The organism is Streptomyces sp. ML-6 (genome assembly GCF_030116705.1).
Taxonomy (GTDB): domain Bacteria; phylum Actinomycetota; class Actinomycetes; order Streptomycetales; family Streptomycetaceae; genus Streptomyces.
In genome coordinates, this window is record NZ_JAOTIK010000001.1 from 1,132,299 (window position 1) to 1,155,937 (window position 23,639).

Annotated in this window: 21 protein-coding genes and 2 tRNA genes; 5 read left to right on the forward strand and 18 right to left on the reverse strand. The window is 72.2% G+C overall.

Annotated features, from left to right (window positions below; all coding sequences use genetic code 11):
• Nucleotides 1-7: 7 nt before the first annotated feature.
• The 11 genes from yajC to pgsA form a co-directional block, all read right to left on the reverse strand.
• Nucleotides 8-466, reverse strand: coding sequence for a preprotein translocase subunit YajC (gene yajC, locus OCT49_RS04900; RefSeq protein WP_283850668.1), 459 nt, complete (start codon nucleotides 464-466; stop codon nucleotides 8-10).
• Nucleotides 467-632: 166 nt separating this feature from the next.
• The gene (ruvB, locus tag OCT49_RS04905; RefSeq protein WP_283850669.1) at nucleotides 633-1,706 is read right to left on the reverse strand and encodes a Holliday junction branch migration DNA helicase RuvB; all 1,074 of its coding nucleotides are present in this window, start codon (nucleotides 1,704-1,706) and stop codon (nucleotides 633-635) included.
• 83 nt (nucleotides 1,707-1,789) lie between these two features.
• Entirely contained in the window at nucleotides 1,790-2,416 is a 627-nt protein-coding gene (gene ruvA, locus OCT49_RS04910) for a Holliday junction branch migration protein RuvA (RefSeq protein WP_283850670.1), read from the reverse strand.
• On the reverse strand, nucleotides 2,413-2,973 hold the full coding sequence (ruvC, locus tag OCT49_RS04915; protein ID WP_283850671.1) for a crossover junction endodeoxyribonuclease RuvC: 561 nt from the start codon (nucleotides 2,971-2,973) through the stop codon (nucleotides 2,413-2,415). Before ruvC ends, ruvA begins: the two co-directional genes overlap by 4 nt.
• Nucleotides 2,974-3,104: 131 nt before the next feature.
• Nucleotides 3,105-3,857: a YebC/PmpR family DNA-binding transcriptional regulator gene (locus tag OCT49_RS04920; RefSeq protein ID WP_283850672.1), complete on the reverse strand. Its 753-nt coding sequence runs from the start codon at nucleotides 3,855-3,857 to the stop codon at nucleotides 3,105-3,107.
• A 60-nt stretch (nucleotides 3,858-3,917) separates the two neighbouring features.
• Nucleotides 3,918-4,511, reverse strand: coding sequence for a pyridoxal 5'-phosphate synthase glutaminase subunit PdxT (gene pdxT, locus OCT49_RS04925; RefSeq protein WP_283850673.1), 594 nt, complete (start codon nucleotides 4,509-4,511; stop codon nucleotides 3,918-3,920).
• Between the two features lie 6 nt (nucleotides 4,512-4,517).
• On the reverse strand, nucleotides 4,518-5,438 hold the full coding sequence (gene pdxS / locus OCT49_RS04930) for a pyridoxal 5'-phosphate synthase lyase subunit PdxS (RefSeq protein WP_283850674.1): 921 nt from the start codon (nucleotides 5,436-5,438) through the stop codon (nucleotides 4,518-4,520).
• 170 nt (nucleotides 5,439-5,608) lie between these two features.
• Nucleotides 5,609-6,106 carry a hypothetical protein gene (locus OCT49_RS04935; RefSeq protein ID WP_283855668.1) on the reverse strand — a complete coding sequence of 166 codons (498 nt, stop codon included), beginning with the start codon at nucleotides 6,104-6,106 and terminating at the stop codon, nucleotides 5,609-5,611.
• Between the two features lie 297 nt (nucleotides 6,107-6,403).
• On the reverse strand, nucleotides 6,404-7,564 hold the full coding sequence (locus tag OCT49_RS04940) for a glycosyltransferase family 4 protein (RefSeq protein WP_283850675.1): 1,161 nt from the start codon (nucleotides 7,562-7,564) through the stop codon (nucleotides 6,404-6,406).
• Complete coding sequence (locus OCT49_RS04945; RefSeq protein ID WP_283850676.1) at nucleotides 7,561-8,496, reverse strand: phosphatidylinositol mannoside acyltransferase; 936 nt, start codon at nucleotides 8,494-8,496, stop codon at nucleotides 7,561-7,563. Before OCT49_RS04945 ends, OCT49_RS04940 begins: the two co-directional genes overlap by 4 nt.
• Complete coding sequence (gene pgsA / locus OCT49_RS04950; protein ID WP_283850677.1) at nucleotides 8,493-9,164, reverse strand: phosphatidylinositol phosphate synthase; 672 nt, start codon at nucleotides 9,162-9,164, stop codon at nucleotides 8,493-8,495. The genes OCT49_RS04945 and pgsA overlap by 4 nt, the downstream gene beginning before the upstream one ends.
• 261 nt (nucleotides 9,165-9,425) lie before the next feature.
• On the opposite strand from pgsA, the gene OCT49_RS04955 reads away from it, so the two are divergent.
• Together OCT49_RS04955 and OCT49_RS04960 are read left to right on the forward strand one after the other, a co-directional pair.
• Nucleotides 9,426-11,651 carry an elongation factor G-like protein EF-G2 gene (locus OCT49_RS04955; protein WP_283850678.1) on the forward strand — a complete coding sequence of 742 codons (2,226 nt, stop codon included), beginning with the start codon at nucleotides 9,426-9,428 and terminating at the stop codon, nucleotides 11,649-11,651.
• 146 nt (nucleotides 11,652-11,797) lie between these two features.
• Nucleotides 11,798-13,468 carry an AbeC-like domain-containing protein gene (locus tag OCT49_RS04960; protein ID WP_283850679.1) on the forward strand — a complete coding sequence of 557 codons (1,671 nt, stop codon included), beginning with the start codon at nucleotides 11,798-11,800 and terminating at the stop codon, nucleotides 13,466-13,468.
• Nucleotides 13,469-13,590: 122 nt separating this feature from the next.
• Here the strand turns inward: OCT49_RS04960 and OCT49_RS04965 are convergent, their stop codons facing one another.
• A complete protein-coding gene (locus tag OCT49_RS04965; protein WP_283850680.1) occupies nucleotides 13,591-14,151 on the reverse strand; it encodes an HIT family protein in 561 nt (186 codons plus the stop codon).
• Nucleotides 14,152-14,218: 67 nt separating this feature from the next.
• On the opposite strand from OCT49_RS04965, the gene OCT49_RS04970 reads away from it, so the two are divergent.
• Nucleotides 14,219-14,896, forward strand: coding sequence for a potassium channel family protein (locus OCT49_RS04970; protein ID WP_283850681.1), 678 nt, complete (start codon nucleotides 14,219-14,221; stop codon nucleotides 14,894-14,896).
• 29 nt (nucleotides 14,897-14,925) lie between these two features.
• Here the strand turns inward: OCT49_RS04970 and thrS are convergent, their stop codons facing one another.
• From thrS to OCT49_RS04985, 3 genes are all read right to left on the reverse strand, one after another.
• Nucleotides 14,926-16,902 carry a threonine--tRNA ligase gene (gene thrS / locus OCT49_RS04975; RefSeq protein ID WP_283850682.1) on the reverse strand — a complete coding sequence of 659 codons (1,977 nt, stop codon included), beginning with the start codon at nucleotides 16,900-16,902 and terminating at the stop codon, nucleotides 14,926-14,928.
• Between the two features lie 139 nt (nucleotides 16,903-17,041).
• Nucleotides 17,042-18,316: a hypothetical protein gene (locus OCT49_RS04980; protein WP_283850683.1), complete on the reverse strand. Its 1,275-nt coding sequence runs from the start codon at nucleotides 18,314-18,316 to the stop codon at nucleotides 17,042-17,044.
• Nucleotides 18,316-18,882, reverse strand: coding sequence for a DUF4365 domain-containing protein (locus OCT49_RS04985; protein WP_283850684.1), 567 nt, complete (start codon nucleotides 18,880-18,882; stop codon nucleotides 18,316-18,318). The genes OCT49_RS04980 and OCT49_RS04985 overlap by 1 nt, the downstream gene beginning before the upstream one ends.
• Before the next feature lie 193 nt (nucleotides 18,883-19,075).
• On the opposite strand from OCT49_RS04985, the gene OCT49_RS04990 reads away from it, so the two are divergent.
• Complete coding sequence (locus OCT49_RS04990; protein ID WP_283850685.1) at nucleotides 19,076-19,801, forward strand: 3'-5' exonuclease; 726 nt, start codon at nucleotides 19,076-19,078, stop codon at nucleotides 19,799-19,801.
• Nucleotides 19,802-19,905: 104 nt separating this feature from the next.
• On the opposite strand, the gene OCT49_RS04995 is transcribed toward OCT49_RS04990, so the two are convergent.
• A tRNA-Val gene (locus OCT49_RS04995) sits at nucleotides 19,906-19,977 on the reverse strand.
• 39 nt (nucleotides 19,978-20,016) lie between these two features.
• A complete protein-coding gene (locus OCT49_RS05000) occupies nucleotides 20,017-20,463 on the reverse strand; it encodes an SRPBCC family protein (protein WP_283850686.1) in 447 nt (148 codons plus the stop codon).
• An 83-nt stretch (nucleotides 20,464-20,546) separates the two neighbouring features.
• Here OCT49_RS05000 and OCT49_RS05005 point away from each other — a divergent pair, with 83 nt between their 5' ends.
• The gene (locus OCT49_RS05005) at nucleotides 20,547-23,075 is read left to right on the forward strand and encodes an SCO7613 C-terminal domain-containing membrane protein (RefSeq protein ID WP_283850687.1); all 2,529 of its coding nucleotides are present in this window, start codon (nucleotides 20,547-20,549) and stop codon (nucleotides 23,073-23,075) included.
• A 450-nt stretch (nucleotides 23,076-23,525) separates the two neighbouring features.
• On the opposite strand, the gene OCT49_RS05010 is transcribed toward OCT49_RS05005, so the two are convergent.
• Nucleotides 23,526-23,597, reverse strand: a tRNA-Val gene (locus OCT49_RS05010).
• Nucleotides 23,598-23,639: the final 42 nt, after the last annotated feature.

A 23,639-nucleotide genomic window follows, 5' to 3' on the forward strand; every position in this document is an offset into this window, starting at 1 on the left:
GCGTGGACTACTTCGCGTCGGCCTCGCCGTCGGTCTTGCCCTCGGACTTCTTGTCGGACTTGATGTCCGTCGGCTCGGCGTCGTCGGCCCCGGCCTTCTTCTCCAGGTCGATCGCGGCGTCGTCCGAGGCGTCCTCGGTCAGCGAGGAGGCGTCGTCCGGAACGATCGCGCCGTCGAGGGCGTCGTCGCCGTGGACGATGCGGTTGTACTCCTCGTCGTCGAGGACGGCGCCGACGGCGTTCTTGGCGTAGACGGCGTGCACGCCGGGCGCGACCTCGAGGAGGACGGTGTCGTCGTGAACCTCCTTGACGGTGGCGTACATGCCCCCGATCGTCCGGACGCCGGTGCCGGGCTGCATCTCGTTGCGCATCTGGACTGCGGCCGCCTGCTTCTTCTTGGCGGACCGCGTCATCAGGAACATGGCCCCGATGAGCACGATGAAGGGGAGGAGAGTCACGGGATTCACGGGACGAGTTTCCTTCGCACGACCGCGCTGGAGGGCGGCCTGTATCTACGGGGGTGGGCACACCGACCTGCTAAGGGCGGCATCGGCGGAGTCTAAGCGAGTCCGCATCGATGGAACAACGCCCGAAGCCGTGCCGTGGTTCCTGCTTCGGCCAACCTGTGACACTTCACGCCCCGAACAGGCCCTGTTGTCCCTTTCCGCCGTGCTGCGGGGGTACGAGGCCGAGGTGGGCCCAGGCCGCGGGCGTCGCGATCCGGCCGCGCGGGGTCCTGGCCAGCAGTCCCTCCCGGACCAGGAAGGGCTCCGCGACCTCCTCGACCGTCTCGCGCTCCTCCCCCACCGCGACCGCGAGGGTGGACAGCCCGACGGGGCCGCCGCCGAAGAGCTTGAGCAGGGCTTCGAGCACCGCCCGGTCCAGCCGGTCGAGGCCCCGGGCGTCGACCTCGTACACCCCGAGGGCCGCGGCGGCGACCGGGCGGTCGATCCGTCCGTCGGCCTTGACCTGGGCGTAGTCGCGGACGCGGCGCAGCAGCCGGTTGGCGATGCGGGGGGTGCCGCGGGAACGGCCGGCGATCTCGGCGGCGCCCTCCGCGTCCGTCTCCACGTCGAGCAGGCGGGCGGAGCGGTGGATGACGCGTTCCAGTTCGGCGGGGGTGTAGAACTCCATGTGGCCGGTGAAGCCGAAGCGGTCGCGCAGCGGCGGCGGCAGCAGTCCGGCCCGGGTGGTCGCGCCGACCAGGGTGAAGGGCGGCAGTTCCAGCGGGATGGCGGTGGCGCCGGGGCCCTTGCCGACGATGACGTCGACCCGGAAGTCCTCCATCGCCATGTAGAGCATCTCCTCGGCGGGGCGCGACATCCGGTGGATCTCGTCGAGGAAGAGGACCTCGCCCTCCTGGAGGGAGGAGAGGATCGCGGCGAGGTCGCCGGCGTGCTGGATGGCGGGGCCGGAGGTGATCCGGATCGGTGCGCCCATCTCGGCCGCGATGATCATGGAGAGGGTGGTCTTGCCGAGGCCGGGGGCGCCGGAGAGCAGGACGTGGTCGGCGGTGGCGCCGCGGGCCCTGGCCGCCTTGAGGACCAGGTCGAGCTGTTCGCGCACCTTCTCCTGGCCGACGAATTCGTCGAGGTCCTTCGGCCGCAGGGCCGCTTCGACCGCGGTGTCCTCGCCGTCCGCGTCGGCCCGGACGAGGCGCTCGTCGAGCCGCTCGTCGCTGTCGGGTCCGGTCTCGTCCCAGTTCATGTGGTCTGTCCCGCCTCGGATGGTTCGGTGCCGTGCGGTGCCCGGCCCGGCGTCGGGGGTGTCCCCGGGGTGTCGCGCCCCGGTCAGCGCGCGCGGTTGAGGGTCTGCAGGGCGGCGCGCAGCAGCTGCGGCACGGGGGGCCGGCCGCCCTCGGCGAGGGCCGCCTCGGCCTGCGGGGTGACGGCGGCGACCGCCTCGTCGGCCTCGCGGGTGGCGTAGCCGAGACCGATCAGGGCGGCCTGGAGCTGGTCGCTCCAGGAGGAGGTGACGGCGGTGCCGATGCCCTGCCGGACGCCGTGGGACCCGACGGGTTCTCCGAGCCTGTCCTTCAGTTCGAGGAGGAGCTTCTGCGCCCCCTTCTTGCCGATGCCCGAGACGGCGGTGAGCGCCTTCTCGTCGCCGGTGGCGACCGCGGTGCGCAGGGCGTCGGGGCTGTGGGTGGCGAGCATGGCCTGGGCGAGCCGGGGGCCGACCCCGCTGGCGGTCTGGAGCAGCTCGAAGACCTGCCGCTCGTCGTCGTCGGCGAAGCCGTAGAGGGTGAGGGAGTCCTCCCGTACGACGAGAGAGGTGGCGAGTCTGGCGTCCGTGCCGACCCGGAGGCCGGCGAGGGTGTTCGGCGTGCACTGGACGGCCATGCCGATGCCACCGACCTCGATCACGGCCGTGGTCGGGGCGAGTGCGGCCACGGGGCCGCTGACGAAGGCGATCATCGGGGGACCTTCCGGACGGGAACCGCGGGTGTACGGGGGGCGCGCCGGGCGGCGGCGGCGTGGGCCTGCTGGAGGCGGTTGACGGCGGGGGCGCGCCAGATGTGGCAGATGGCGAGCGCGAGGGCGTCGGCCGCGTCGGCCGGTTTCGGCGGGGCGTCGAGCCGCAGCAGCCGGGTGACCATCGCGCCGACCTGTCCCTTGTCGGCGCGGCCGCTGCCGGTCACGGCCGCCTTGACCTCGCTGGGGGTGTGCAGGGCGACCGGTATGCCGCGCCGGGACGCGCAGAGCATGGCGACGGCGCTGGCCTGGGCGGTCCCCATCACCGTACGCACGTTGTGCTGGCTGAAGACCCGCTCCACGGCGACGAACTCCGGCCGGTGTTCGTCGAGCCATTCCTCGATGCCGCGCTCGATGGCGACCAGCCGGTGGCCGAGTTCCGCGTCGGCGGGGGTGCGCACCACTCCGACGCCGAGCATCGTCAGGGGGCGGCCGGCGACGCCCTCGACGACGCCGACACCGCACCGGGTCAGCCCCGGGTCGACGCCGAGTACCCGCATGGGATGCCCCCTTCCGTGCCGATCGTTCAACTGTTCCCGCAGGCTATCCGCTCGCACTGACAATGCGACGGGCCGACGGGGTGTGTGTCCCCCGTCGGCCCGTCCGTGGAGGCCGTGCCGCTGAGCCGGGCTCAGGCCTCGACCTTCTCCATGACCTCGTCCGAGACGTCGAAGTTGGCGAAGACGTTCTGCACGTCGTCGCTGTCCTCCAGCGCGTCGATCAGCTTGAAGATCTTGCGCGCGCCCTCCTCGTCCAGCTCGACCTGCATGGTGGGCAGGAAGTTGGCGTCGGCGGAGTCGTAGTCGATCCCGGCCTCCTGGAGCGCGGTGCGGACCGCGACCAGGTCGGTGGCCTCGCTGACGACCTCGTAGTTCTCGCCGAGGTCGTTGACCTCCTCGGCGCCCGCGTCGAGCACGGCGCCCAGGACGTCGTCCTCGGTCAGCTCGCCCTTGGGGACGATCACGACGCCCTTGCGGTTGAAGAGGTACGACACCGAGCCCGGGTCGGCCATCGAGCCGCCGTTGCGGGTCATCGCGACACGCACGTCGGACGCGGCGCGGTTGCGATTGTCGGTGAGGCACTCGATGAGCACCGCGACGCCGTTCGGACCGTAACCCTCGTACATGATCGTCTGGTAGTCGACGCCGCCCGCTTCGAGACCGGCACCGCGCTTGACCGCGGAGTCGATGTTCTTGTTCGGTACGGAGCTCTTCTTGGCCTTCTGGATCGCGTCCACAAGGGTCGGGTTCCCATCGGGGTCGGCACCCCCGGTGCGGGCGGCGACCTCGATGTTCTTGATCAGCTTCGCGAAGAGCTTGCCGCGCTTGGCGTCAATCACGGCCTTCTTGTGCTTCGTCGTAGCCCATTTAGAGTGGCCGGACACTGCCTTCTCCTTCGCGTCACCAAAAACGATTCGAACCCGAGAGATCCTACCGGGATCGAGTCAGCCGACTGCGCGCACCATGTCCACGAACAACGCGTGAACACGGTGGTCCCCGGTCAATTCCGGATGGAATGACGTGGCCAGGGCGTTTCCCTGACGTACGGCGACGATGTGGCCGTCGTGCTCCGCCACCACCTCGGCGCGCGCGCCGACCGACTCCACCCAGGGGGCGCGGATGAAGACGCCCTCCACCGGGCCGCCCGCGACGCCGGCGACCTCGACGGCGGCCTCGAAGGACTCGTTCTGCCGCCCGAAGGCGTTGCGGCGCACGATCATGTCGATCCCGCCGATCGTCTCCTGGTCCGCGCGCGGGTCGAGGATCTTGTCGGCGAGCAGGATCATTCCGGCGCAGGTGCCGTAGACGGGCAGGCCGCCTCGCACCCGTGCGCGCAGGGGGTCCAGCATGCCGAACAGGGTGGCCAGCTTGGACATCGTGGTGGACTCGCCGCCGGGCAGGACCAGGCCGTCGACCTCGGCGAGTTCCTCGGGCCGCCGGACCGGCCTGGCCAGGGCGTCCGCCGAGGCCAGGGCGATCAGGTGTTCCCGTACGTCGCCCTGGAGGGCCAGGACTCCGATCACAGGGGTGTCGCTCATCGGTGCTTACCAGCCGCGGTTGGCGTAGCGCTCGGTCTCGGGCAGGGTGTCGCAGTTGATGCCGACCATGGCCTCGCCCAGGTTCCGGGAGGCGTCCGCGATGATCTTCGGGTCGTCGTAGAAGGTGGTGGCCTTCACGATCGCGGCGGCGCGCTTGGCAGGGTCGCCGGACTTGAAGATGCCGGAGCCGACGAAGACGCCCTCGGCGCCGAGCTGGCGCATGAGCGCGGCGTCGGCCGGGGTGGCGACACCACCGGCGGAGAACAGCACCACGGGCAGCTTGCCGAGCTCGGCGACCTCCTTGACCAGCTCGTACGGGGCGCGGAGCTCCTTGGCGGCGGCGTACAGCTCATTGTTGTCGTAGCCGCGCAGCCGGGCGATCTCGTTCTTGATCTGGCGCAGGTGGCGGACCGCCTCGACGACGTTCCCGGTGCCGGCCTCACCCTTCGAGCGGATCATGGCCGCGCCCTCGGCGATGCGGCGCAGGGCCTCGCCCAGGTTGGTGGCGCCGCAGACGAACGGGGTGGTGAAGGCGAACTTGTCGCTGTGGTTGACCTCGTCGGCCGGGGTGAGGACCTCGGACTCGTCGATGTAGTCGACCCCCAGGGACTGCAGGACCTGGGCCTCGACGAAGTGGCCGATGCGCGACTTCGCCATCACCGGGATGGAGACGGCCTCGATGATCTCCTCGATCATGTTCGGGTCGGACATCCGGGCCACGCCGCCGTCCTTGCGGATGTCGGCCGGAACCCGCTCCAGGGCCATGACGGCCACGGCGCCCGCGTCCTCGGCGATCTTGGCCTGTTCGGCGTTGACGACGTCCATGATCACCCCGCCCTTGAGCTGCTCGGCCATGCCGCGCTTGACGCGGGCGGTTCCGGTGGCCGGGAAGTCGGCGGACTGCGGGGTGGAGGGAAGCGTGGACATGGATCGACCTCACTCGGAGAAAAAGTTGCCGAAAGCGCTGGTTGGCGCAGAGCTGAGCAAACTCTCCGGGAACAGTCCACGACAAGGGCCAATGAGAGGCCGGTGGATCGTTTTGCGCGTGTACGGGCCGGGATGTGGCCCCGGTCACGCGGGAAAGGACCGGTTTCGGCTCAGCCGACGGGGCGGTCCGCGAGGGCCACCGGCGGTTCGTCGTCCATCTCGAAGGCGAGCGGGAACGGGGCGTGGCCGGCCAGCCGGAACCACCGCACCTTGCGGTGGCGGCGCAGCGCGCGCGCCGCGCGCACCGCGTCGTTGTGGAACCGCCGGGCCATCGGTACGCGGCGCACGGCGGCGGCCAGTTCGAGCGCGGCCTCCTCGCCGGCGGGGATCTCCTTCACCGCCTCCACCTGCGCCGCCTCGCCGAAGACCGCGCGCAGTGCGGTGCTCAGCTCGCTCTCGGCGACCTCGCGGTTCTCCTCCTCCGCCTGCCGGGCGGCGTGCGCGGCCTCGTACAGCACGATGGACGCGGCCGGGTCGAGGACACCGGACGTGGCCAGTTCCTGGGTGACCGATGCCCGGCGCAGGAGCTGGGCGTCGAGGGCGGCGCGGGCGGCGTCGATACGGGTGTGCAGCCGGTCCAGCCGTCCGGCGGTCCAGCTGAGGTACATGCCGATCGCGACGACCGCGACGGCGATCCAGATGAGGGTTTCGATCACGGGCGGCAAGGCTACCGCCGGTGCGCACACGGCGTGACGCCCACCGGCCGGCACGGGCGGCCCCGGCCCCCGGGAAACCGCCGCCCGGGCAGATCCCGGAGCCCCCGCCCGGCCGACGCGGAACCCCGGCGGTGCACCGCGCGGCCCCCGCACGATCCGGACAGGAGGAAGGTTCCTGGTCCCCGCCCCGGGGCAGCGCGACGGCACGCCGGGCGGGCCGGTCCCAAAGCCCCTGGTCCCGAAAAGCCCCTAGTCCCGGGCCAGGCCGAGCCGGGCGCGCAGCCCCGGGCGTTCGTCGGCCGCCACCGAGGCCGCGCCGTCCGTCACCGTCTCGTACACCGCGAGGATGTCCGCCCCGACCGTCGACCAGTCGAACCGCCGCACGTGGGCGGTTCCCCGCTCGCGCAGTTCCGTGCGGCGGGCCGGGTCGCCGAGCAGCCGGATCGCGGCCTCCGCCAGCGCGTCCGCGTCCTCGTTGGCGAAGAGCTCGCCCGCCGCGCCCTGGTCCAGGACCTGTGCGAACGCGTCCAGGTCGCTGGCGAGGACCGGGGCGCCGGCCGACATGGCCTCGACCAGGATGATCCCGAAGCTCTCGCCGCCCGTGTTGGGGGCGACGTACACGTCGATGCTGCGCAGCAGCCGGGCCTTGTCCTCGTCGCTCACCATGCCGAGGAACTCGACGCGCTCGCGCATCTTCCCGGGCAGCGAGGCGACGGCCTCCTCCTCGTCGCCCCGCCCCGCCACCAGGAGCCTGGCGTCCGGGCGCGCCTCCAGGATCGCGGGCAGCGCCCGCATCAGGACGGGCAGGCCCTTGCGGGGCTCGTCGATGCGTCCGATGAAGCCGATCGTTCCCCCCTGCCACTCGGCCTTGGGCTCGGCGGCGGCGAAGAAGTCGACGTCGACGCCGTTCGGGATGACGACCGCGTCGCCGCCCAGGTGCTCGACCAGGGTGCGGCGCGCGTACTCGCTCACCGCGATCCGCGCGCTGATCTTCTCCAGGGCCGGCTGCAGGATCGGGTACGCCGCGATCATGGCCCGGGAGCGCGGATTGGAGGTGTGGAACGTGGCGACGATCGGCCCCTGCGCGGCCCAGCAGGCGAGCAGCCCGAGCGACGGCGAGGTCGGTTCGTGGATGTGGATCACGTCGAAGGTGCCGTCGTGCAGCCAGCGGCGGACCCGGGCGGCGGAGAGGAAACCGAAGTTCAGCCGGGCCACGGAGCCGTTGTACGGGACGGGCACGGCCCGGCCGGCCGACACCACGTACGGCGGCAGCGGGGTCTCGTCGTCCGCGGGTGCCAGCACCGACACCTGGTGTCCCAGCCGGATCAGGTGCTCGGCCAGGTCGCGGATGTGGAACTGCACGCCTCCGGGCACGTCCCAGGAGTACGGGCAGACGATGCCGATCTTCACGGCCGGTCCTCCCGGGGCTCCAGGTCGGCGAGCCAGAGCCGTTGCAGCATGTGCCAGTCCTCCGGGTGCTCGGCGATCCCGACGGCGAAGGCGTCGGCCAGCGCCTGGGTCATCGCGGACGTCCGCTCCGTGCGGTCGCCCGTGGCGGGCACCTCGACCGGGGGGTGGAGGCGCGCCTTCATCACGGGTGTGTCGTCGTAGCCGAGCGTCACCGGCAGCAGCAGCGCGCCGGTCTGCTGGGCGAGCAGCGCCGGGCCCGCGGGCATGCGCGCGGTGTCGCCGAAGAAGGACACCTCGACCCCGGAGGCCGACAGGTCGCGGTCGGCCACCAGGCAGACCAGTCCGCCCGAGCGCAGCCGCCGGGCCAGGGTGCCGAAGGCGGCCCCGCCGCTGTGCGGCAGGACCTCCATGCCGAGTCCCTCGCGGTAGGCGACGAACCGGTCGTACAGGGTCTCCGGCTTCAGCCGCTCGGCGACCGTGGTGAAGGGCACCTTGAGATCGGTGGTGACCCAGGCGCCCGCCAGGTCCCAGTTCGCCAGGTGCGGCAGGGCGAGGATGACGCCGCGGCCGGCGTCCAGCCCCTCGGTCAGCCGGTGCGCGTCGGTCACCTCTATGGACGCCTTGATCCGCTCCGGGCTCCAGGTGGGCAGCCGGAACGACTCCATCCAGTAACGCATGTACGAACGCAGGCCGGCCCGGGAGAGCTCGGCCAGCCGGGCCGGTGACGCGTCGGGCACGACCCGGGCCAGGTTTGACTCCAGTCGCAGCACGCTCTTGCCGCGCCGCTTCCACACCTGGTCGGCGATGGTCCGGAAGAGGGACCGGGCGACCGGCTCGGGAAGCTTCTTGACGGCGGCCCAGCCGAGCCCGTACAGCCCGTCCGTCAGCCGGTCGCGCGGACCGGTCCGGCCGCTCCCCGGTGCGTCGCTCACTGGGCGCCCCCGCTGCCCTGCGAGGCGGCCGCCTCGGCGGCGTCGGCCTCGGCGGACTCGCGGCGCACGGTGACGACCCGCTGCACGAGCGTCACCAGGCTGCCCACGGCGACGATCCACAGCGCGATCGGCAGCAGCACCTGAATGCCGGGGACCCCGAACTTGTGCAGGCCGGCGAATCCGGCCGCGACCAGCGAGACCACCAGCCGCTCGGCGCGCTCCACGAGCCCGTTGACGGCGACCGGCAGCCCGATCGACTCGCCGCGCGCCTTCGTGTACGACACCACCTGGCCGCTGGCCAGGCAGAAGATCGCGACCGCGCAGAGCACGTTGTCGTCGCCCCGGCCCGCGTACCAGAGCGCGAAACCGCCGAAGATCGCCCCGTCGGCGACCCGGTCCAGCGTCGAGTCCAGGAACGCGCCCCAGCGGCTGGAGATGCCGGCCTGGCGGGCCATGTTCCCGTCGACGAGGTCGGAGAAGACGAAGACCGTGATGACGATCGTGCCCCAGAAGAACTCCCCCATCGGGAAGAAGACCAGGGCACCCGCCACCACTCCGGCCGTACCGATCAGCGTGACCGCGTCAGGGCTCACGCCGAGACGGAGGAGCAGTGCGGCGAACGGTGTGAGGACACGCGTAAAAAATGCACGCGCGTACTTGTTCAGCATGGCCTTCCCGAGGGTCGGTGGGCCGAGCGGCCCCATCGGCCACCGGCTGGCCCATCGTAGTCACGCCCGCCCGGCTCCACCGTCCGGGCACCCGGGCGGCCCCGGGGCGGGGCGTTGTATGGACGCATCCCGGCCCGAGTGGAAAGCTCGAATTACCGCGGGTGTCGTCGTGGCCGCCGCGGCGGCTCCCCGTGCCCGTGACTTCTCTCCCCACCCCCGCGCCGGCTCCTCCGTCCGGCGCCACCATCCGGGAGGCACATCATGGGTGACAGGACACGCGCGCACACCGGGGCCGCCGGCGGGGCGCCGACGGCCGACCGGCCCTCGTCCGTACGGAACGTGGTGCTCGTCGGCCACAGCGGTTCCGGGAAGACCACGCTCGTCGAGGCCCTGGCGCAGACCGCGGGGGCGATCAACCGGGCCGGCCGGGTCGAGGACGGCACCGCCCTCTCCGACTACGACGAGATCGAGCACCGGCAGCAGCGTTCCGTACAGCTCTCCCTGGTCCCCGTGGAGTGGGCCGGGTGCCGGATCAACCTGCTGGACACCCCCGGCTACGCCGATTTCGTCGGGGAGCTCAGGGCCGGTCTGCGGGCGGCGGACGCGGCCCTGTTCGTCGTCTCCGCGGCCCAGGAGGCGGACGCGGTGGCCGGTGCCACCCGGGCCGTGTGGGAGGAGTGCGCGGCCGTCGGCATGCCGCGCGCGATCGTCGTCACGCACCTCGACACGGCGCGCACCCCGTTCGACGAGATGGTCCGGATCTGCGGCGAGATCTTCGGCGGTGACGACCCCGACGCCGTGCTCCCGCTCCACCTGCCCCTCCACGGCCCCGAGGGCCCCGACGGGCACGCGCCGCTCACCGGGCTGGCCGGGCTGCTCACCCGGCAGGTCTTCGACTACTCATCGGGCGAGCGGCGGGAGAAGCCGCCCGACGACACCCAGCGGGAACCGCTCCGGGCGGCCCGCGACCGGCTCATCGAGGGGATCATCGCCGAGAGCGAGGACGAGACCCTGATGGACCGCTACCTGGGCGGGGCCGAGATCGACGTGGCGAGCCTCGTGAAGGACCTGGAGCGCGCCGTCGCCCGGGGCACCTTCCATCCCGTCCTCGCCGCCGCCCCCGCGGCCGAGGGCGCCCGCCGGGGCGTCGGCACCGTCGAGCTCCTGGACCTGGTCACCGGTGGTTTCCCGGCCCCGGCGGAGCGTCCGATGCCCGGCGTCACCCCCCTGCACGGGGCGTCGTGCCCGGTCCTGGCCTGCGATCCGGACGGGCCGCTGATCGCCGAGGTGGTCAAGACGTCCTCCGACCCGTACGTCGGCCGGGTCTCGCTCGTACGCGTCTTCTCCGGCACCCTGCGCCCCGACGAGACCGTCCACGTGTTCGGCCACGGCCTCACCGATCCCGCCCGCGAGGCGCGTCCCTTCCACGAGGCCGAGGTGCGCGTCGGCGCGCTCTCCACCCCCTTCGGCAAACAGCAGCGTCCGCTGACCGCGTGCGCCGCGGGGGACCTGGCCTGCGTCGCCAAGCTGGGCACCGCCGAGACCGGGGACACCCTCTCCGGCCCGGACCTGCCCCTGCTGCTGGACCCCTGGACCACTCCCGACCCGCTGCTGCCGCTCGCCATCGAGGCGCACAGCAAGGCGGACGAGGACAAGCTCTCCCAGGGGCTCGCCCGCCTGGTGGCCGAGGACCCGACCCTGCGCCTCGAACAGAACCAGGACACCCACCAGGTGGTGCTGTGGTGCCTGGGCGAGGCCCACCAGGACGTGGCGCTGGACCGACTGCGCAACCGCTACGGCGTCCAGGTGGACGCCGTGCCGCACGAGGTGGCGCTCCGCGAGACCTTCGCCGCCCCGTCGAGCGGGCGCGGCCGGCACGTGAAGCAGTCCGGCGGCCACGGTCAGTACGCCATCTGCGAGATCGACGTGGAACCGCTGCCCGCCGGGTCGGGCGTCGAGTTCGTCGACAAGGTGGTCGGCGGATCGGTGCCCCGGCAGTTCATCTCCTCCGTGGAGAAGGGCGTGCGCGCCCAGGCGGCCCGCGGGGTCGTGGCCGGGCATCCGCTCGTCGACGTGCGCGTCACGCTGCGGGACGGCAAGTCCCATTCGGTGGACTCCTCCGACGCCGCGTTCCAGACCGCGGGCGCGCTGGCCCTGCGCGAGGCCGCCGCGGACACCCGCATCCGGTTCCTGGAACCGGTCGACGAGGTCCGGGTGCTGGTCCCCGACGACTACGTCGGGCCGGTGATGAGCGATCTGTCCGGCCGCCGCGGCAGGGTGATCGGCACCGAGCAGTCCGGCTCCGGACGCACCCTGGTACGGGCCGAGGTGCCGGAGCTGGAGATCGACCGGTACGCCGTCGACCTGCGGTCCCTCTCCCATGGCGCCGGTCGCTTCGACCGGGCGTACGCCCGGCACGAAGCGATGCCCCCGCAGCTCGCGGAACGTCTCGGGGAGCGGCGGGAGAGGCGTCCGGAGGACACCTGAACAGGACTGTCGGCCGTCTTTGTCCACAGGCACCAGCGGCGTACCGATCCGGACGATACGCTTTGGTCCCAGCTCAGAAGGTGTGCCGGACACGGCAGTTGGGAAACAGCCGCAGGAGCGGTTCTTGGCGGCGAGTGGGGGCGACAGTGGCCAACGACGGATTCGATTTCTCTCCCGGAGCGCAAATCCCGCTCCAGGGCTCGGGCGGTCAGGCGGTGGCGACGAATGCCCTCGCCTCCGCCGCGTACCGCGACAGCCCGGTGGAGACGATCCTTGAAGCCAACAGCGAGTGGCACAAGTCCGAGGTGAAAGCGGGCCGTTCCAAGTTCATCAAGGCCGACTACTTCAAGCCGAATCTCGGTGAGGCGTTCTCCCGCGCCGTCCAGGAGCGGATGCTGGGCGGCGCCCGCAAGGCCCTCATCCAGTCCTTCGGGACCGATCCGCAGACCGTCGTCGAGCACTGCCTGTCCGCGTCCCGTCTGCGCAGGACCCGGGATGCCAAACTGACCGCCGTCACCGTCCTGTCCGGCTTCCTCTTCCTGCCCGGCATGCTCATGTGGATCATCGCGTTCCGGCTGCGCGACTGGCTGAGCGGCACCAAGGACAAGGCCCTCTCCGCCCTGGGCAACGCCCTGCTCCCGATCATCGGCATCGTGGCCCTGTTCTTCCTGGTCAAGCTGCCGCTCACGGGGTTCATGGCGCTCTACGTACGGGCGATGATCGTCGCCCCCGTCGTCGGCTGGTTCATCGCCAAGCGGATCGCCGAGTCCTCCGCCAAGGACATGCGGGCCCGTTGGGAGGGGCTCCTGTCCGGGGGCGGCGTCACCGCCAAGATCCCCGAGGCCGTGCCCAAGAACCCCAACGAGACCTCCCGCGAGGCGCTGCGCCAGGGGCTGGAGAAGCTCTCCGCCGAGCAGCAGTCCAACTCGGTCTTCTACGCGGGCCCCAAGGGGATCCTCGGCATGGGCACCCGCTGGGGCAGCTGGCAGCTCGCCGAGGAGCTCGTCCCCAAGGAGCCCAACAAGGAGTTCCACCAGTTCCGCAGCTGGGACGTGATCCGGGCCATCCACGACCAGCTCAAGATGCTGGAGCGCGGCCCGTTGAACACCGGGGGGTTCCCCACCCCGTCGGTCACCCACTGGATCGTCTCCCCCGTCGGGGAGAACGCCGGATCGGTCTCCCGTCCCGAGGGCGAGGACGTCGCCACCTTCCAGGTCAAGCCGCACGAGATACAGCGGATCTGCAACCACCAGCAGTTCGGCGGCGGCGACCGGCACTACCTGGGGGTCCAGTTCACCCTCTGGGACGGCCAGTTGGTCATCACCATGATGATCACGGTCACGGTCCTCTACGAGACCCTGCGCATCGAGGTCACCGGACACGCGCTCGGCCCGGTCCACTCCCTGTTCACCACCAAGCCCTCGGCCAAGACCAAGACGGTCAACAAGACCGTGCGGTTCTGGGAGACCCGCGACATCACCCTCCCCCTGGTCGAGCCCGAGGAGGTCGTCCGCCTCGCCCTGCGCGCGCCCTTCACCTGGTACCCGCCGATCCTGGACTACCTGGGCGGCAAGATCGCCCTGCCCGAGCCGTTCGGTCTGCGGCACGCCTGGGCCGAGAAGCCGTGGCGGCACCGCTTCATGGCGGACGACGCGATGCGCGCCGCGACCCCCGTGCTGCGCGCCGTGCACAGCGCCGCCCTGCGCGTCCTGGAGGAGAACGGCGTCGACACGGAGCGCTTCGACAGCCGCTCGATGGCGCTGAGCGGTCAGGTGCAGGACCCGTCCCCGCGCAAGGCGGACGTGTACGACGCGTAGGGCTTCTCGTTCGGATCGGGCCGGATCCGAACGAGAGGCCCAGGGGGCCGTCCCCTCAGGATGTGCGAAGGCCGCCCCGGCCGGGAGGCGGGGGCGGCCTTCGCACGGGGCGACGGTCCCGGTCAGTCGACCGGCCAGGCGTCGGCCAGCATCTTGCGCGTGTCGGCGAGCAGCTGCGGCAGCACCTTCGTGTGCCCGACGACCGGCATGAAGTTGGTGTCCCCGCCCCAGCGCGGCACCAGGTGCTGGTGCAGGTGGGCCGCGATGCCCGCGCCGGCCACCGCGCCCTGGTTCATGCCGATGTTGAAGCCGTGCGCGCCCGAGGCCGACCGCAGGGCCACCATCGCCCGCTTGGTGAAGTCGGCCAGCTCCATGGTCTCCGGGCCGTCCAGCTCCGTGTAGTCCGCGACGTGCCGGTACGGCACCACCATCAGATGGCCGCCGTTGTACGGGTACAGGTTCAGCACGGCGTAGACGTTCCGGCCGCGCGCGATGACGAGCCCGTCCTCGTCGGATTTCGACGGGATGCCGCAGAACGGGCAGCCGTCGCCGGCCTCCGGACCGGTCGGCTTGTTCTCGCCCTGGATGTACGCCATCCGGTGGGGCGTCCACAGGCGCTGGAACGCGTCGGGCGTTCCCACTCCGATCTGCTGCTCCGGCTCACTCGTCATGGCGATCAGCATATTGCTTCACCCCCGCGGAGCGTGTCGTCGGGGGCGCCCCCCGTGCGCGGACGGCGATGCTGAGGCGATGAGCGACCAGCCTTCCGACCCGGCACCTCCCTCCTTCCGGCGCTGGGAGCAGCGCACGGAAGTGCCGCTCCTCGTGGTCTCGCTGGTCTTCCTGCTCGGTTACGCGGTGCGCGTCCTGGCCCCCGCCGGCGCGGGGTTCTGGCGCGACCTCGCCCTCGTTCTGGTCTGTGCCGCCTGGCTGGTCTTCGTCGGGGACTACGTCGTACGGCTCCGGCTCAGCGGCCTGGGCATCCGTTTCGTCCGGGTGCACTGGCTGGACACGGTGGTCCTGCTGCTCCCCCTGCTGCGGCCGCTGCGGCTGATCCGCCTCTACACCGCGGTGCAGCGGCACCGGCGGCAACCGCGGCTGAGCCTGTACGCGCGGGTGATGGCCTACGCCGGGGTGAGCGCGCTGCTGCTGGGCTTCTCCGCCGCGCTGGCCGTCTACCACCAGGAGCACACGGCGGCGGGGGCCTCGATCCGCACCTTCGGGGACTCGGTGTGGTGGGCGTGCGCGACGCTCACGACGGTGGGGTACGGGGACGCGGTCCCCGTCACGCCGAGCGGCCGGGTCGTCGCGTCGGGCCTGATGGCCTGCGGGCTGGCGCTCCTGGGGGCGGTGACGGGCTCGTTCTCGTCGTGGATGCTGCAGGTGTTCCGGCGGGAGGACGAGAAGAGGCCCCCGGAGGGCGGGTAGCTCTCCGGGGGCCTCTCGCGCCGTGTGCGTCAGACCTGGACGCGGTCCTCGACGGCCTTCTGGATCTTGGCGATGGCGTCCTCGACGGGGATGCCGTTCTCCTGCGATCCGTCGCGGTAGCGGAAGGAGACGGCCCCGTTGGCCATGTCCTCGTCGCCCGCGATGATCATGAAGGGCACCTTGGCCTTCTGCTGGTTGCGGATCTTCTTCTGCATCCGGTCGGACGAGGCGTCCACGTCGACCCGCAGCCCCTTCTTCCGCGCCTTGGCGGCGAACTCCTGGAGGTAGGGGATGTGCGCGTCACCGATCGGGATGCCGACCGCCTGGACCGGGGCCAGCCACACCGGGAACGCGCCCGCGTAGTGCTCCAGCAGCACCGCGAAGAAGCGCTCGATGGAACCGAACAGGGCGCGGTGGATCATGACCGGGCGCTGCTTGGTGCCGTCCGGGCCGGTGTACTCCAGGTCGAAGCGCTCCGGCAGGTTGAAGTCGAGCTGCACGGTCGACATCTGCCAGGTGCGGCCGATGGCGTCCTTGCACTGGACCGAGATCTTCGGGCCGTAGAACGCGGCGCCGCCCGGGTCCGGGACCAGCGGCAGGCCCTGCTTCTCGGCGACCTGGCGCAGCGTCTCGGTGGCCTCTTCCCAGATCTCGTCCGAGCCGACGAACTTCTCCGGGTCCTTGGTGGAGAGCTCCAGGTAGAAGTCGGTCAGGCCGTAGTCGCGGAGCAGGTTCAAAACAAAGGTGAGCGTCCGGTCGAGCTCCTCGGCCATCTGCTCCTTGGTGCAGTAGATGTGCGCGTCGTCCTGCGTGAAGCCGCGCGAGCGGGTCAGACCGTGCACCACGCCGGACTTCTCGTACCGGTACACCGTGCCGAACTCGAAGAGGCGCAGCGGGAGTTCACGGTACGAACGGCCGCGCGCGTCGAAGATCAGGTTGTGCATCGGGCAGTTCATCGGCTTGAGGTAGTAGTCCACCCCGTCGTCGAGCTGCATGGGCGGGTACATGCCCTCGGCGTACCAGTCCAGGTGGCCGGACTTCTCGAAGAGCTTGCCCTTGGTGGCGTGCGGGGAGTAGACGAACTCGTAGCCCTCCTCCTCGTGCCGGCGGCGCGAGTAGTCCTCCATGGCGCGGCGGATGATGCCGCCCTTGGGGTGGAAGACCGCGAGCCCGGGGCCGATCTCGTCCGGGAAGGAGAAGAGGTCCAGCTCGTTGCCGAGCTTGCGGTGGTCGCGCTTGGCGGCCTCCTCCAGGAACTCCAGGTGCGCCTTGAGCTCGTCCTTGGTGGGCCAGGCGGTGCCGTAGATGCGCTGGAGCATCGGGTTCTTCTCGCTGCCGCGCCAGTACGCCGCGGCGTTGCGCATCAGCTTGAACGCCGGGATGAACCGGGTGGTCGGCAGGTGGGGGCCCCGGCAGAGGTCCTTCCAGCACAGCTCGCCGGTCTTCGGGTCGAGGTTGTCGTAGATGGTCAGCTCGCCGCCGCCCACCTCGACGTCCGCGCCGTCGTCGGAGGACGCGGAGCCCTTGATGCCGATGAGCTCCAGCTTGTACGGCTCGTCGGACAGCTCCTCGCGGGCGTCCTCGTCCGTCACGACCCGGCGGGAGAACCGCTGGCCCCGCTTCTGGATCTCCTGCATCTTCTTCTCGATGGCCTTGAGGTCCTCGGGGGTGAACGGCTTCTCGACGTCGAAGTCGTAGTAGAAGCCGTCCTTGACCGGCGGGCCGATGCCCAGCTTGGCCTCGGGGAAGAGCTGCTGCACGGCCTGGGCCATGACGTGCGCGGTGGAGTGCCGCAGGATGTTCAGGCCGTCCTCGGAGGAGATCTCGACCGGCTCGACGACCTCGCCGTCGGCGACGACGTGCGCGAGGTCCTTCAGCTCGCCGGCGACCCGGGCCGCGACGACGGTGCGCTCGCCGGGGAAGAGCTCGGCCGCCGTAGTGCCCGTCGTCACCACGCGCTCTTCCCGCTCGGAATCGCGTTGGATGGTCACACGGACGTCTGACACCGGTCTCTCCTGACTCAGGGGGAACGCACGCGTTCGCTGTGCGCGTGCGATACGAATCGTACCGAGCCGCGGCCCCCCTCTGCGAAACGGTTCTGGCGCCGGGCCCCACCGCCACCCCCGCGGTCCCTTCCCCGCGGCCCTATTCGCCGGTGCACGCCTCCTCGAAATGATCGACGTTCTCCTGGAGCGACTTCATCAGCCGGTCCCGCTCCGCCTCGTCCACCTGCACGGGCACCACCTGCGTGGTGCGGGTCAGCAGCCGGAAGCCGCCGCGGCTCTCCAGCCGGCCCTCCACCCTGACCGGCAGCCCCACCAGATGGGCCTGCCCGGCGATCCGGTACGCCTCCTCGTCCAGCTCCAGCCGTACGTGCGGCACCTCGGCGCCCGCCAGCACCCGCAGCCGCACGATGCCCGGTCCGCGCGGTGCCGAGCGGCGCATCCTGACCACGGCGCCGGTGATCCGGACCGTCACGGCGGGTTCGTTACTGAGGTAGCGGGCGCCCGCCCGGCGCAGGGCGGGCAGGTCGCCCGGGGAGAACTCCACCGGTTCGGGCCGGGGCGGGCAGCCCTCGGGGGTCCCGGCGGCGGGCGCCCACTCCAGGGCGATCCCGGCCCCTTCCGAGCCCCGGACCAGGGCGACGAGGGCCTCGGTGAGCTCGCGGCTGACGCCCGCCCCGACCGCCGTGTCGAAGGCTTCGAAGCCGCCGGTGGCCCGCTGGTAGTCCACCGCCTCGCGGGCGGCGTGCAGGGCGTGGTGGAGCCGTACGACGACGGCACGGCCCGCCTCGACCGGGAGGTAGGCGGTCAGCTCCCGGCCGCCGGGCTCGGGTCCGACGAGGACGTCGTCCAGCGCCGCCCCGGCCCTCCGGCGGTGCCGTGCGCCGTGGTGGCCGGTGCGGTTCCGCACGGCGAGGGCTCCGGCCAGCAGGATCTGCCGGGCGGCGGTGTGCAGCCGCTCGGCCCGGACCCAGCCGGTCGCCCCCGCCGTGCCCGCGGCCGGTTCGGGGACCTCGCGCCACCAGCGGATCGCGTCGCTGGGCACGGCGAGGGAGACCAGTACGTCGCGGGCGAAGGGCGCGGCGCTGCGGGCGAGTGCGGTGAGCGCCTCGCCGAGGAGGTCCTCGCTGTCGGGGAAGGCGGTGCTGTCGGGGACGAGCAGGCTGGTGACGCCGCCGGGCGGGGCGGGCGGGCCCGGCGGGGTCCAGCGGCCGTAGCGCCCGGCCGCGCCGCCCCGGCGCCGCCAGCCGTGCCGGGCGAGGAGGGCGGCGAGGACCGCGGGATCGACGCGGGCCGGGTCCGGGATGTCCCCCGGCGGTGCGGAGGGGCGGGACCAGGGCCGGGCGGGTTCGCCGGGGCCCGGGCGGGTGGCCGACGGGATCGCCCCGTCGGCGGGCTCGTCCATCGGCCGGGGCATCAGGGTCTCCCTCCGGCCCCTACGCGGGCCATGATCTCGCAGAGCGCCCGGTCGTCGAAGATGCGCGAGGTGGGGATCCGCACGGTGGTCCTGTGCCGGCCCGTCACCGGGTGTCCGGCCAGGTTGGTCCAGTAGCAGCAGTGCCGCAGGTCGAGCCGGTCGTGCCCGGCGCGCAGCCAGGCGTCCCGGCTGCGCGGCACGATCATCACGACGAGGATCTTGTGCACCGACACCGGGGTCCGGGCGAGCTTCACGAGGTGGGCGTTGTCCAGCGTGAAGGAGAACGCCGGTCCCGGCGGCCGGGGCGGCAGCTGGTAGGTGCATTTGAGCTGCACCTTGATGGTCACCTCGTCGTCCACGGCGTGGCCGGGGGCGCCGTGGCTGACGTGCCAGTCGATGCCGTTGTCGGGGAAGGGCTGCGACAGGGAGCATCCCGCCGCGGCCGCGACCGCGTGCAGATAGCCCACCTGGAGGGTCTCCATGCAGGCGGTGGTGGCGAGTGTGCCGCGCAGCGGGGCGATCCGCTGGGGCAGCAGTCCGCTCGGTTCGGGCTGCGCGAGCGCCATGGCTGCGAGTGCCTCCCGGGCTGTGCCGATCGGGGTTCTTCGGTGCGGGGTGGCGGACAACTTCCTTACCCGTCAACTGTGTTGTCACCGCAGGGAGCGGCCCGCAAACGGCGTACCAGGCAAAGCGCGCGGGTATCACCGAACCGGGCAGGGGAATCACACCGCCTGCCGTCCGGACACGAGGAGTTCGGGGATGACTCATTGGTACGAGGGGCCGCTGGCCGCTTTTGACACCGAGACAACAGGAGTCGACGTCGAGGGGGACCGGATCGTTTCGGCCGCCCTGGTCGTCCAGGACGTGGCGGGCGGGCGGATGCGCGTCACCCGCTGGCTGGTGAATCCGGGCATTCCGGTGCCCCCGGGGGCGATCGAGATCCACGGTCTGACCGACGACCACCTGCGGCGCAACGGCCGTTGGCCGGCTCCGGTGGTGGAGGAGATAGGCCGGGCGCTGGCCGAGCAGTGCGCGGCCGGGCGCCCGCTGGTCGTGATGAACGCACCGTTCGACCTGACGCTGCTGGACCGGGAGCTGAAGCGGCACCGGGCCTCGTCGCTCGCCCACTACCTCCAGCAAACGCCGCTGTGCGTGCTGGATCCGCGCGTGCTCGACAAGCACCTGGACCGCTACCGCAAGGGACGACGCACCCTCACCGATCTCTGCGAGCTGTACGGCGTGGTGCTCGACGGCGCGCACGACGCCGCGGCCGACGCGGCGGCGGCGCTGGAGCTGGTGCGGGCGGTGGCGCGGCGGTTCTCGTCGCGTCTGGAGCGGCTGACCCCGGCGGAGCTGCACACCCTGCAGGCCGTGTGGCACGCGGCGCAGGCGCGCGGCCTGCAGGCGTGGTTCGCGAAGAACGGCACCGAGGAGGCGGTGGATCCGGCGTGGCCGCTGCGCCCGGCGCTTCCCGTCGTGGCGTGAGGTGACCGGCCGCCCGGTCCGGGTGCGCCGCCCGCGGAGGGAAACTGCGGTGGGAAACAGAAGACCGGTCCGTCGTTGTCACTGACGGACCGGCCTCTTCCGGGTGGGCGATACTGGGTTCGAACCAGTGACCTCTTCGGTGTGAACGAAGCGCTCTCCCACTGAGCTAATCGCCCGGGAACGGGTTGAACCATACAGGGCTCGGCGGGTCGGGTTCAAACTCCTTCCAGCCGGGCCGTCAGTCCCCGCCGTCCGGCGCGCATCATCAGGGCGTGGTTGGCGCGGAAGACCGGGCGTCCGGGCACCGCGAGGAGCCGCATCAGCCGCTTGCGCACCTCGACCTCCTGCTCGTAGACGGCCCGGCTGCCGTCGCCGTGCGGGGTGACCGTCCACCGGGCCCAGCCCTCCAGATCGCCGTCGAGGGTCGCCTCGACGACCCGGGCACCCGGATCGCGGCGGCTCTCGCGGACGGTCATGACGAGGTCGTACGGGAGGGCGGAGCGGATCCGGGCGGTGCCGGTGGTGGCGTCGAGCGAGACGACCTCGCGGAACTGCGGCCACCAGCGCGGGTAGTCGTCGGCGCGCAGGAGGATCTCGTAGACGGTGTCGGGCGGACCGGGAAGGTCCCAGATGCTCAGGAAGCGGTAGTGACTCCAGTCCATGGTCCCAGTCTGCGCGTACTCAGCCGGGGAACTGAGTATCCGAGCGCATGTTTGAACCTGTGGCTCGCACCACACTCCGTGGCATGGAACATGTGCCGCCGCCCGCCGAGGAATTGGCGCTCCTCGATCACGAACTGGCCCGACTGGACGCCCGCCGGTCCCAGTTGCTGGTTCGCCGTGCCTGGCTGGTGAGTGTGCTGACGCCGCCCGCAGCGGCGCAGCCCCCGCCGCAGTTCGCCGGTTCGTCCGGGCCTCCCCCGCCCGGCCCGGTCCCGTTCGGGTCACCGGCCCCGCGGGCCGAGCAGCGCAGTGCGCAGAACGTGCTGCTCACCCTGGGCGGTCTGCTGCTGGCGATCGCCGCGATCGCCTTCACCCTGGTCAGTTGGGGCCACATGGGGATCGCCGGCCGTTCGGCGGTGCTCGCCGTGGTGACGCTCGCCGCGCTCGCCACCCCCGCCCTGCTGCTGCGCCGCGGACTGTCCTCGACGGCCGAGTCGCTCGCCGCCCTGGCCTCGGTGCTGATGGTCCTGGACGCGTACGCCCTGCACCGGGTGGCGGTTCCGGAGGCCGGCGGTGCCGGTTTCGCCGCGGTCGCCTCGGCGGTGCTCGCGGTGCTGTGGTGCGCGTACGGGCTGCTGCTGGACCGGCTGCGGCTGCCGCTGCCCCTGGCGGTGGTGAGCGCGCAGTTGCCGTTGCTGCTGTGGGCGTGGTCGGCGGGGGCCGGTGCCTCGGCGTTCGGCTGGGCGCTGTTGCTGACGGCCGCTCTGGACTGCGCGATCGCCGTGCGGGTCACGCGGCTCCCGGTGCGGGTGACCGCCTGTGTCGGTTGCTGGACGACGGGGCTGCTGGGGCTGCTGGTGGCCCTGGGGCAGTCCGTCTCGGCCGGGTCCGCCCCGGCCGCGCTGGCTCCGGCCGCGCTGCTGCTCACGGGTGCGGCGATCGCACTGGCCGGGGCGTGGCGCGCGCCGGCGGGGTTCGCGGTGGCCGGTGGTCTGCTGGCGGGGCTGTGCGGGGTGGCCGCGGTGGGCGGTGTGCTGCGGGCCGGGGCGGACTGGAACTGGTCGGTTCCGGTGTACCTGCTGTGCGGGGTGGTGCTGCTGGTGGCCGTGCGCGCCCCGTTGCCGCGGCCGGTCGGGCAGGGGGTGCTGTGGGCCTCGTCCGCGGTGGTCGTGGCCGCCGTGCTGGAGGCGCTGCCCGCGGTCGGGGTGTCGTTGCTGGGTCCGGTGCCGCGGCTGGACGAGGTGTGGTCCGGGGTGCCCGACGGTGGTGTGCGGGGTGCGCTGGGGGCCGGTGGTCCGGCGTGGTCCCACATGAGCGCGGCTCCGGTGGTGCTGTTGGTGGTGGCCGGTCTGGCGGCGTGGGCGCACCGCTCGTGGGACCGGCTGGTCCGGGCGGTGGGGCCGGTGGTGTCGCCGGGCGCTTCCTGGCGGGGCGTGGCGGGGGCCGTGGCGCTGGGGCTCGGCTGGGCGGGGCTCGTCGTGTTGCCCGCGGTGCTGGGGTTCCCGTACGCGGCGGCGGTGGCGGCGCAGTCGATGCTGGTCGCCGGGGCGTTCGCGGTGGCGGTGGCGGGGTTGCGCCGGGGCGCGAGCGCCCCGGGGGCGACCGCGCTGGTGTGCGCCCTGGCCGGTGCAGTGAGCGTGGGACTGCTCTCGCTCGCCGCGCAGGGGGCGACGTACGCGGTGTTCGCGGTCCTGCTGGTGGTGTGTGCGGCGGCCGCCGTGCTGCTCGAGGGTGTCGCGGGACCGGTGGCGCAGTCCCCCGGCGCCCCGGTGGCGCCCTCCGTCCGGTTGCCGTGGATCGCGCAGACTGTGGCCGGGTGCGGGGCCGTGCTCTGCGCGACGGTGCTCGCCCGTGCGCTCGGGGCCTCGTGGGGGCTGCCCGTCCATCAGGCGGCGCCGGTCCTGCTGGTCGTCCCCGTGGCGACGGTGCTGCTCGGGGCCCGGCTGGGAAGCCGTCCGAGCGCGCTCCCGGTGGAGCTGGCCGGGGCCTCGGCGGCGGCGGTGGCGATCTGCATGGCCCTGCCGGACCTGCCGTTCCTGGCCCTGGTGCTGGCGCTGTGCGGCGTACTGGCGGCGGGTACGGCCGTACGGGCCGAACGGCGGCCGGTCGCCGGGTATCTGGCGGTGGCGCTGTTCGTCCTGGCCACCTGGGTGCGGCTGTCGGCCTCGGAGGTGTCGGACCCGGAGGCGTACACGCTGCCGGTGACGGTGCCCGCCCTGGTGATCGGTGCGCTGCGCCGGCGCCGGGACGCGGAGACGTCGTCGTGGACGGCCTACGGGCCGGGGCTCGCGGCGACGCTGGTGCCGAGCCTCTTCGCGGCCTGGATCGATCCGCACTGGCTGCGGCCCCTGTTGCTCGGTGTGGCGGCGCTCGTGATCACGCTGGCGGGTGCACGGCTGCGGCTGCAGGCGCTGTTGCTGCTCGGTGGTGCGGTGCTCGCGCTGGACGCCCTGCACGAACTGGCGCCGTACGTGGTCCAGGTCGTCGGCGCGCTGCCGCGCTGGCTGCCGCCCGCGCTGGCCGGGCTGCTGCTGGTGGTCGTCGGGGCGACGTACGAACAGCGGCTGCGCGACGCGCGGCGGCTGAAGGAGACCCTGGGCAGGATGCGCTGACGGGGCGTCGCACGGCCGGTCCGGGGTGCCCCCGCGGGGCTCCGGGCCGGCCGTCGGCCGTTCCTCCGGCACCGGTCGCCCGCCGGGCGGGGAAGCGAGTGCCGCGAACTCGCCCGGGAAATGGAGCAGTTCGTGTCCCCAGTTCGTGTTCCCCGCCGACGCAATGCAATTGTGATGCAGTTCCCGAATGGCCCGGGAGATTGCCCGCGGAGCGGCACGGCGAACTCTTTCCGGGAATTCCCGCCGCCCCGGCGGCCTGCCCGTCCGCGATATCCGGATACGGATTATCGATGAGCGGATCACGCCCCGGACACCGTCACCCGGGGTGAATCATTCGCGAAAGCGCTCACGTCCCCGTACCGGAAGGCCACGCACCGTACCGGAGGGACATGGAGCGGGAAACACGGAGGGCCCGTGAGACTCTGCGTCTCACGGGCCCTCCGTCCGGGGTGGGCGATACTGGGTTCGAACCAGTGACCTCTTCGGTGTGAACGAAGCGCTCTCCCACTGAGCTAATCGCCCGGGTGCGGACCAAACATTACCCCATGTCAGCGGTGCCCCGTG

What these genes read in the sequence shown, in the direction of transcription:
- ruvB (WP_283850669.1), bottom strand. Translation starts at nt 1,706, where the DNA reads ATGAACTGGGACGAGACCGGACCCGACAGCGACGAGCGGCTCGACGAG.
- ruvA (WP_283850670.1), bottom strand. Translation starts at nt 2,416, where the DNA reads ATGATCGCCTTCGTCAGCGGCCCCGTGGCCGCACTCGCCCCGACCACG.
- ruvC (WP_283850671.1), bottom strand. Translation starts at nt 2,973, where the DNA reads ATGCGGGTACTCGGCGTCGACCCGGGGCTGACCCGGTGCGGTGTCGGC.
- pdxT (WP_283850673.1), bottom strand. Translation starts at nt 4,511, where the DNA reads ATGAGCGACACCCCTGTGATCGGAGTCCTGGCCCTCCAGGGCGACGTA.
- pdxS (WP_283850674.1), bottom strand. Translation starts at nt 5,438, where the DNA reads ATGTCCACGCTTCCCTCCACCCCGCAGTCCGCCGACTTCCCGGCCACC.
- OCT49_RS04935 (WP_283855668.1), bottom strand. Translation starts at nt 6,106, where the DNA reads ATGTACCTCAGCTGGACCGCCGGACGGCTGGACCGGCTGCACACCCGT.
- pgsA (WP_283850677.1), bottom strand. Translation starts at nt 9,164, where the DNA reads ATGCTGAACAAGTACGCGCGTGCATTTTTTACGCGTGTCCTCACACCG.
- OCT49_RS04955 (WP_283850678.1), top strand. Translation starts at nt 9,426, where the DNA reads ATGGGTGACAGGACACGCGCGCACACCGGGGCCGCCGGCGGGGCGCCG.
- OCT49_RS04965 (WP_283850680.1), bottom strand. Translation starts at nt 14,151, where the DNA reads ATGCTGATCGCCATGACGAGTGAGCCGGAGCAGCAGATCGGAGTGGGA.
- OCT49_RS04970 (WP_283850681.1), top strand. Translation starts at nt 14,219, where the DNA reads ATGAGCGACCAGCCTTCCGACCCGGCACCTCCCTCCTTCCGGCGCTGG.
- OCT49_RS04980 (WP_283850683.1), bottom strand. Translation starts at nt 18,316, where the DNA reads ATGCCCCGGCCGATGGACGAGCCCGCCGACGGGGCGATCCCGTCGGCC.
- OCT49_RS04985 (WP_283850684.1), bottom strand. Translation starts at nt 18,882, where the DNA reads ATGGCGCTCGCGCAGCCCGAACCGAGCGGACTGCTGCCCCAGCGGATC.
- OCT49_RS04990 (WP_283850685.1), top strand. Translation starts at nt 19,076, where the DNA reads ATGACTCATTGGTACGAGGGGCCGCTGGCCGCTTTTGACACCGAGACA.
- OCT49_RS05000 (WP_283850686.1), bottom strand. Translation starts at nt 20,463, where the DNA reads ATGGACTGGAGTCACTACCGCTTCCTGAGCATCTGGGACCTTCCCGGT.
- OCT49_RS05005 (WP_283850687.1), top strand. Translation starts at nt 20,547, where the DNA reads ATGGAACATGTGCCGCCGCCCGCCGAGGAATTGGCGCTCCTCGATCAC.